9 protein-coding genes are annotated in these 7,701 nt (G+C 57.4%); 8 read left to right on the top strand and 1 reads right to left on the bottom strand.

Features of this window, described 5'->3' with window-relative positions:
- Window positions 1-132: 132 nt before the first annotated feature.
- The 8 genes from HZB29_02160 to HZB29_02125 all read left to right on the top strand — a co-directional run bounded on the left by HZB29_02160 (window position 133) and on the right by HZB29_02125 (window position 5,480).
- Window positions 133-339: a hypothetical protein gene (locus tag HZB29_02160; protein MBI5814397.1), complete on the top strand. Its 207-nt coding sequence runs from the start codon at window positions 133-135 to the stop codon at window positions 337-339.
- A 1-nt stretch (window position 340) separates the two neighbouring features.
- On the top strand, window positions 341-1,384 hold the full coding sequence (locus tag HZB29_02155; protein ID MBI5814396.1) for a hypothetical protein: 1,044 nt from the start codon (window positions 341-343) through the stop codon (window positions 1,382-1,384).
- 193 nt (window positions 1,385-1,577) lie between these two features.
- Window positions 1,578-2,006: a putative toxin-antitoxin system toxin component, PIN family gene (locus HZB29_02150; GenBank protein ID MBI5814395.1), complete on the top strand. Its 429-nt coding sequence runs from the start codon at window positions 1,578-1,580 to the stop codon at window positions 2,004-2,006.
- Window positions 2,006-2,230, top strand: coding sequence for a toxin-antitoxin system HicB family antitoxin (locus HZB29_02145; GenBank protein ID MBI5814394.1), 225 nt, complete (start codon window positions 2,006-2,008; stop codon window positions 2,228-2,230). The genes HZB29_02150 and HZB29_02145 overlap by 1 nt, the downstream gene beginning before the upstream one ends.
- Before the next feature lie 341 nt (window positions 2,231-2,571).
- Window positions 2,572-4,239 carry a DNA polymerase III subunit gamma/tau gene (dnaX, locus tag HZB29_02140; protein MBI5814393.1) on the top strand — a complete coding sequence of 556 codons (1,668 nt, stop codon included), beginning with the start codon at window positions 2,572-2,574 and terminating at the stop codon, window positions 4,237-4,239.
- Window positions 4,240-4,270: 31 nt separating this feature from the next.
- On the top strand, window positions 4,271-4,594 hold the full coding sequence (locus tag HZB29_02135; GenBank protein MBI5814392.1) for a YbaB/EbfC family nucleoid-associated protein: 324 nt from the start codon (window positions 4,271-4,273) through the stop codon (window positions 4,592-4,594).
- 6 nt (window positions 4,595-4,600) lie between these two features.
- Window positions 4,601-5,197, top strand: coding sequence for a recombination protein RecR (gene recR / locus HZB29_02130; protein ID MBI5814391.1), 597 nt, complete (start codon window positions 4,601-4,603; stop codon window positions 5,195-5,197).
- Between the two features lie 64 nt (window positions 5,198-5,261).
- Window positions 5,262-5,480 carry a hypothetical protein gene (locus HZB29_02125; protein MBI5814390.1) on the top strand — a complete coding sequence of 73 codons (219 nt, stop codon included), beginning with the start codon at window positions 5,262-5,264 and terminating at the stop codon, window positions 5,478-5,480.
- A gap of 142 nt (window positions 5,481-5,622) precedes the next feature.
- Here the strand turns inward: HZB29_02125 and HZB29_02120 are convergent, their stop codons facing one another.
- Window positions 5,623-7,680, bottom strand: a complete 2,058-nt coding sequence (locus HZB29_02120; GenBank protein ID MBI5814389.1) for a hypothetical protein — start codon at window positions 7,678-7,680, stop codon at window positions 5,623-5,625.
- Between the last annotated feature and the right edge of the window lie 21 nt (window positions 7,681-7,701).

Here is a 7,701-nt window from a genome sequence, read left to right as displayed (position 1 = left end):
CCCAGGTTGAGGAAAGTGAGCGGTTATAAACACCTGCCGGAACTGCGTGAGATCATGAAACGGGCTCTGGCGGGGAAGATAATGGTGAAAGCGGCGTGACGGTCATGCCGGGAGTTTCAACTAAAAAAGGGATTGACTCTGAAGGAAGGCGTCTGCAACATAATAAGGGGCGGGGGATACAACCTTCTGATAGGGGAGGAGAACATCTTTGCCGCAAAGGAAGAGGCCATAAGGAATATAGTGAAACAGCTGGACCCGGAGCGCTGCAAGGTGTGCGAAGCGCGCGTTTTCCTGGAATGCAAAAGCCAGCCGGGTGGCCCAGACTACACGGGGAAATAAATTGGCTGAAGACCAAGCGGTCCTTTTCAGGCTCAACGCCGATTACAGGACCGGATACGGGCACCTGTTCCGGAGCATGGCGCTGGCCGCGAAAGCGAAAGAACGGGGCCTTCAACCGTTTTTCCTGGCCGGGCCGGACGCATCCGGAGCCGCCGCGCGGACTCTCACTATCGCCGGGGTAAAATTCGACCAGCTCAACCCAGACTATACCCCGGAGGACGAGGCGCGGACCGCCATGGAGTTCATAAAGTCGAAAAACATCAAGGCGGCGGTGGTGGACATGATCCATTCGTCCAAAAAGCTCATGGACACGCTGGCGGACAACGGGGTGAAAATCCTTGCCGTGGACGACGAGTTCGGGAACAACCATCGCGCCAGCGTGATAGTCAACGCCGGCATGTTCGCCCGAAAGGAAGATTACGCGGGATCGGCCGCAAAACTTATGCTGGGGCCGGAACACCTTATGTTACGCGGCCAGTATTCGGACGGGGCGTACAGGGACGCGCCACGGGAGTGGCGGAAAATATTCGTTTCATTCGGCGGGTCGGACCCGGAAAGGTTGACGGTGAAGACACTTATGGCGCTTGAACCGCTCAAAAGTGAAGTGGAAGTGACCGTTATGGTGGGGGACGGGTGCCTGGACTACGCCATGATAGAGAGCGTTGCCCGGCGCGCCCCTTTCAAAATAGAACTTCATCGCGGCGCGAAGGAGCCGTGGGAGCTGATGCGCGGCGCAAGCCTTGGGATATGCACGCTAGGCAACACCACATGGGAGCTTATGAGCCTTGGCGCGGCGCCGGTGATGATTACATTCAACGACGGCCAGTCGAAAAACGCGGCCCAAATCGCGATAAGGGGGGCGGGGATCCATTTTTCGTCCACCCCGGAATTTAACATGGCGGCGCTGGCGGGGCTTGTGGACGAACTAATCGGCGATCCTGTAAAACTTGCGAGCATGGGACGAACCGGGCAAAGCGTCGTGGACGGGCGCGGATCGGACCGGGTGGCCGAAGCGCTGGCGGGACTGGCGGGAGCCGCGAAATAAGGAATATTCACCACATAGGCGCGCAGACACAGAGGGCAGGGGCGAACCTGCGTGTTCGCCCTCATTTTAATCGCTCTTCGGGCCGCAACACCCCGGTGAGCGCTCAAGGAACTTGCCTTTATCACCATCGACGGACAGCGGAAAACCGCCGTTTGGATGGATGTGTGACAGCACATATGCTATCATTATTCACATGATAAGAATCGTGGTGGACACCAACGTGGTCATAGCGGCGATGATTGGCGGAGGCGCTGGGGCCAGCAGGAAAGTCATCAAGCGATGTCTTCAAGGTGTTTACAAGCCTTTGATAGGCGCGGCGCTGTTTTGCGAATATGAAGCAGTCCTGGGAAGGAAGGAGTTGTTCGCGCACAGTCCATTGGCTCCCAAAGAGCGTGAAATACTTATGAACGCTTTCTATAGTGTTTGCGCATGGACCCGGATTTACTATACATGGCGTCCCAACCTGCCGGATGAAAGCGACAACCACATAATGGAGCTTGCGGTGGCCGGTGGCGCCGGTGTGATTGTGACCAACAATGTCAGGGACTTTTCGAACGCGCAATTAAGCTTTCCCGGAATCAGGGCGCTGACTCCGGGAAAAATGTTAAAGGAGCATATGTGATGGCAACGCTGACGATACGGATGAACGATGAAAAACGCGAACGGCTGCAAAAGCTGGCCAAGGCCCGGCGGATAAGCGTAAACAAACTTGTGGACGAACTGGCCACGGTGGCGCTCACGGAATTTGACGTCGAGACGAGGTTTCGCGCAAGGGCGGCCAAGGGAAAGGTGAAAGAGGGATTGAGGATGCTCGAAAAGCTGGACAAAGCCTTTGGCGCGGACTGATATAGACCGTTTTTCTTAAAGCGGCTCGAGATATGAATCCGTGGTCCGGCCGGGCTGTTGCCCAAATGCTCATCGGGATGTTCTTCACCCCGATGTCCCAAAGTCGAGTGAGTAATGCTTGTATAAACAAAGAGTCCGGGGTGAAGAACACCCCGGACAGCGTTCGTTTCGTGTGTTTTACCTTTTGGGCAACAGCCCGCGGCGGCCACGGGGAAGCTTTCTGCGCGCTTTTGTGTCTCTGTGGTTTTTGTCTTCCGCCGTTTTTTCTAAATATCGCGCCCCAGACCCTGTGATGGTACAATACCGCTTCGTTTGAAACGGCAACGGCAAACCAAAGCGGGATGGAAGAAAAATACACGGTATCGGCCAGAAAGTTCCGGCCGCAGTCATTTCACCAGATCGTCGGCCAGCAGCATATCGTGCGCACCCTGGTGTACGCGCTGGACAGCGGCAGGATCGCCCACGGCTACCTTTTCTCCGGCACCAGGGGGGTGGGGAAGACCACCACCGCGCGCATCCTGGCAAAATCGCTCAACTGTGAAAAAGGGCCCACTTCAAACCCATGCCTGGAGTGTGTAAACTGCAAGGAGATCGCCGCCGGGACATCGCTGGACGTGATGGAGATAGACGGCGCCTCCAACACCGGGGTGGACAACATCCGCGACCTGCGTGAAAACGTAAAATTCTCCCCAATACGCTCAAAATACAAGATTTACATCATTGACGAGGTGCACCAGATCAGCAAGGCGGCCTTCAACGCGCTGCTAAAAACGCTGGAGGAGCCGCCCCCGCACGTCATATTCATCTTCGCCACCACAGAGCTTAACAAGGTGCCGGACACCATATTGTCCCGCTGCCAGTGTTTCGAATATAAAAGCATCTCGCTGGCGGACATCGTAAAGCAGTTGGAGATGATCGCAGGGGCGGAGGAAGTGTCGGCCACGCCGGGGGCAATCGAGCTTCTGGCGCGGCGGGCGCGCGGATCCATGCGGGACGCGCAGTCGCTTTTCGACCAGGCGGCGGCCTATGGCGGCGGATCGGTGTCCGAAGACGACGTGAAACTGATTCTCGGACTGGTGGACAAGTCCACCCTTGGCGGGATAATGGACGCGGCGGTGAACAAGGACAAAGGGGCGCTATTGGAGATGGTGGACTCGGTGGTATATTCCGGGGCCGACCCGGCGCTTTTCGTCGAGGAGCTTTCGGAGCTATTGCGCGGCGTGATGGCGGCGAAGATCAGGAACGCCCCGGCGCAGGGGGATGCGGGGGAGGCTGAAAAAATCGCAAAGTGGGCCGCGGAACTTGATTTTGACGAGATACAGCGCTTCTTCGCCGTGCTGGTGGAAACGCTTGAACAGATGAAACGCTCCCACATGCCGTCGCTAAACCTCACCATGGGGCTTTTAAAACTGACTGAAAAGCGCGGCCTGTCCAAACTTTCGGACATCATAGACACTGTGGAACGGGCGCAGGTGATGGTGGAGGGTTCGCAACCAGCCGCCCCTGTCCGCAAGGCGCCGCCCGCGCCGCCAAGGCCGTCGGCGCCAGTGGTGGACTCGAATCTGGAGCCGGCCCCGGCGGAAATAGAAAGGGCCATATCGCCCGACAGTATGGGCAATGGCGACCTTTTAGAGGCGTTCAAAAGCGCCAGGCCGGTGCTGATCGGGATATTGGAGCATTCCACGGTGTCGGTGACGGCGGGGAAGTTCATAATCACTGTGCCCGACCTTTTCGCCCGGGAGAAGCTGGAGGACCCCTCCACCCGCAAATCGCTGGAGGATATCGCGCTTCGCATCACCGGCAGGCAGATGCAGCAGGTGGTGGTGCTGGAGGCTGAAAAAAAAAAGGACGTTGACACCGTGAACCGCCACAGGGAGCGGGACGCTGTGTTAAAGAAAAGTCTCACAGAACTGCCGATAGTTCAGAGCGCGCTTGAAATATTCAATGGCGACGTGGTGGAGGTGAAGGTGAACAAGGACACGCGGATTAATCCGCCAGTGGACGCATAATCAAATATTTACAAGGAGTCGTTAAAGTAATATGTCAAAGGGATTCGGGAACCTGATGCGTCAGGTGAACAGCATGCAGAAGAAGATCACGGCCGTCCAGGCGGAGCTTAACGAAAAGACCGTGGAAGGCGAGGCGGGGCAGGGAAAGGTGAAAGTGGTGGCCACCGGGGGGAACGTTGTGAAGTCGGTGACCATAACGGACAAAGCCTTGGTGGACCCGAACGACACCGGGATGCTTGAAGACCTTATCGCCGTGGCGGTGAACGACGCGCTGACCCGTGCGCGCAAGATGAAGGATGAGGAACTGGGCAAGATTACCGCCGGGCTGCCGGTGAACCTGCCGGGGATGTTGTAGCCTGCGATGACAGGGCCGGATTCCCTGGTAAAGCTCGTGGAGCGGTTCCAGACCCTCCCCGGCGTCGGGCGCAAGACAGCCGAACGGCTGGCCTTTCACATTCTAAAGTCCACCCCGGACGAGGTGAAAAAGCTGTCCCAGGCGCTTCTGGACGTGAAGGAGAAGGCGCGGATATGTTCCGTGTGCTGCTCGATCACGGAGGTGGACCCTTGCTATATCTGTTCGGACAACGCCCGTGACCAGTCGCTGGTATGCCTTGTGGAGGAGCCGCACGACGTTTTCGCCATCGAGCGGATCGGCGAATACCGCGGGGTGTACCACGTTTTGATGGGGGTGCTCTCCCCATTGGACGGAGTTGGGCCGGAGGAGCTGAAGATAAAAGAGTTGCTGGCCCGTGTGGAGCGTGGGGGGATAAAAGAGATCATCGTGGCCACAAACCCCACCGCCGAAGGAGAGGCCACGGCAATGTACATCGCCAAGCTGCTAAAGCCGAGCGGAGTGATGATAACCCGCATAGCCCGCGGCCTGCCGATGGGGGGAGATCTGGAGTACGCCGACGAGATGACCCTGAGCAAATCGCTGGGGGGCAGGGTGAGGCTGTAGGAGGTGGCATTATGCCGCGGAAATGTTATAACTTTAGAAAACAAAAATTCAGTTTAGAGAATTTATGAAATCCAGCGTGGCCACGGCGGAAGTGTTCTTCACAGCGTTCAAGGCGCTTGGCGCGTCTGAGCGGGAAGCGTTCATCGAAAAAATGATAAGCGATCCGGCTATAAGGGAAGACCTGATGGATCTGGCCCTCATCGAAAAGGCGAAAAAGGTCAAAGGCAAACCTGTCGCGGCGGCTGATTACTTTCAACAACGCAAAGGCAAGCGGGTGGCTTGAGCTATCAAGTCCTTTTAACACCGGCGGCGCAAAAGGACCTGGACCGGTTCCGGGGCGCGCAGCTTAAAACGGTTCGAGAGCCTGATTCTGGGTCTGTCTGAAAATACAAGGCCGATCAATTCAAAAAAACTGGCCGACAGCGTTACAATTGCGCCAGTACTGTATAGCCATTGTCGTCTATCACGGTCACCGGGCGGCCAAAGGATGGAAATAGCGCGGATGAATCAAAACGCGCCGTCCGGTATTCCTCGTCCGGCTTGAGCGCGTTTTGCGGCGTGACGAACAATCCTTTTTCCCACAGCTTGACTATCGGCCTTTGCCGGGTTTTCCAGTATGTGAGCGATACTCCCTGATCCCAGGGCCAGATATATGCGCCGCTTCCTGGCAGGTTGATAGCGCGCAATATCACCTCGCCGTCCATTTCCTTTATCCGGAAAATGTGGCCGGCCGGTGGGCTTGCCTTTTTCAGCTCAAGCTTTATCTTTCCGGCAAAGCCGGGCTTTAACGTAAATGTTTGCGCCTCCTTGCCGTCCACAGGCTCCAGGGCGAGGTTGACAGTTTCCGCCGATCGGTTCGTAACGTCCAGCATGGCGTAATCCGGCGTATTTTTCCCTTCAAACCGGATTTCCAGCTTGTCAAAAGAGGTTATCCGTAAAGCTCCCTGGCTGGCGATGGGCAACAGCGTGACGGGATTTCTTGCCACAATATGCCGTATCCGCGCATTGTCACCTGTCAGGCGTTTTTCCTCCGGCTCTCCTTTAACGCCGGGGAGGAACACCGCGCCAAGGCTGTGCGCCCCGTTTGAAAGGTAGAACAGCATGGAAATCATGTCGCCGTACAGGACCTGTTCGCCTGGGACGGCCCGCGCCAGAAGTTTTGCCGGCTGCGATTCATCCAACAGGGTGTTATACCTTACGATGGCGGTCTCCGCCGCTTCCCGCATCTTAAATCCCTTGTCCAGCGCCCACACCTTGAACCGCCCGGCGGACATTGCGGCGGAACCGAGCAGCGCAGCGGCCAGTATCAATGCGGCGGCGGGCCTGTTCTGGCGCAGCCTCAACGGCAGTTCTATAAATTTCCAGAGCGCCTGCCCGATAAGCCCGGAGAGGAGTATGGCGGCGAATGTCCATATCCTTTCAAACAGCGTGGCCGGCATTCCCGGATAAATATGCAAAAGGGTGGCGGCAAGAGTAAGCAGGCAGACGATGAGCAGGGCAAGGTATGCGGTGCGCCTCCGCCGGGGAATCAGCGCGGCGCCGGCAATGAGCAAAACGGCGGTGAGCGGAACCCCGAAATAAAACCCGGCCCATTGGCCGATAATTTCACCCGCCTTTTCAATATTGGGCCCGATAAGTGAAAGCCGGGAGGACACATCCAAAAGCCCCGGCTGGGCTCCCACCGAAAGGCTGCCAAGCTCCGGCCTGATTACGAAAAGCGGGGCGAGGGAATATATAATCACAATCGCCATGGACACCCCGGCGGCCAAAAACCTTTGCCGCATGGGGCGGCTGGCGGTCAACAGGTAATAAACAATCGCCATAAGGGCGTATATCCGGCCCGCTGAATGATTCATCACCATCGCCGCGCAGGCCGTGACAAGGATCGGTCCGGCCCAATCCCGCCACCTTCGCATGAGCGCGAAGGTGAGAATCGCCATTCCGGTGGTCAGGCTGCCAGGCGCCATGTACTGGATTCCGTGCCCCGCAAAGACCATTGGCGCCAGCGCAAGCAGCGCCATCCCGGCCGCGCCGGCGCCAAGATATTCCAGGAAAAGCCACGCGATGGACAGGTACGAAAGCGCGGCTCCCACGGACGACGTTATGTTATATGCCGTGTCCCATCCGGCCCCGAGCTTGTGGATGGCGGAGAGGATGGCCGAGTGAAGCAGATTGTGCACGATGAACGCCTGGCCGTAATATTCGGCCCTTTTTGCGGCCATTTTCGGCCCGTCCGCCGGGGCGGTCAATTGACGCCGCAGGTCATCCATGGCGGGGCAGCCCTGAAAAAAGCATGATTCCAGCTGCGCGGCCTTGAAAATATAGACGTATGCGTCGTCGGTCTCCAGTGGGGATGTCCTAAGCGCGATGGGGGTGAGGGACAAGGCAAGTTGCAAGGCGAAAAACAGGAACGCCCCTGTGCCGAACACGATGCGTCCGGCCAGCCGTTCCAGCGCATCCGGCTTTTCCGGTGATCTGTTCATAAGCGCGCGCCCAATGGGTGT

The organism is Nitrospinota bacterium (genome assembly GCA_016235255.1).
Taxonomy (GTDB): Bacteria; Nitrospinota_A; UBA7883; order UBA7883; family JACRLM01; genus JACRLM01.
Note: the sequence above shows the minus strand (reverse complement) of the source record. Positions and strands in the feature narration are given on the sequence as shown.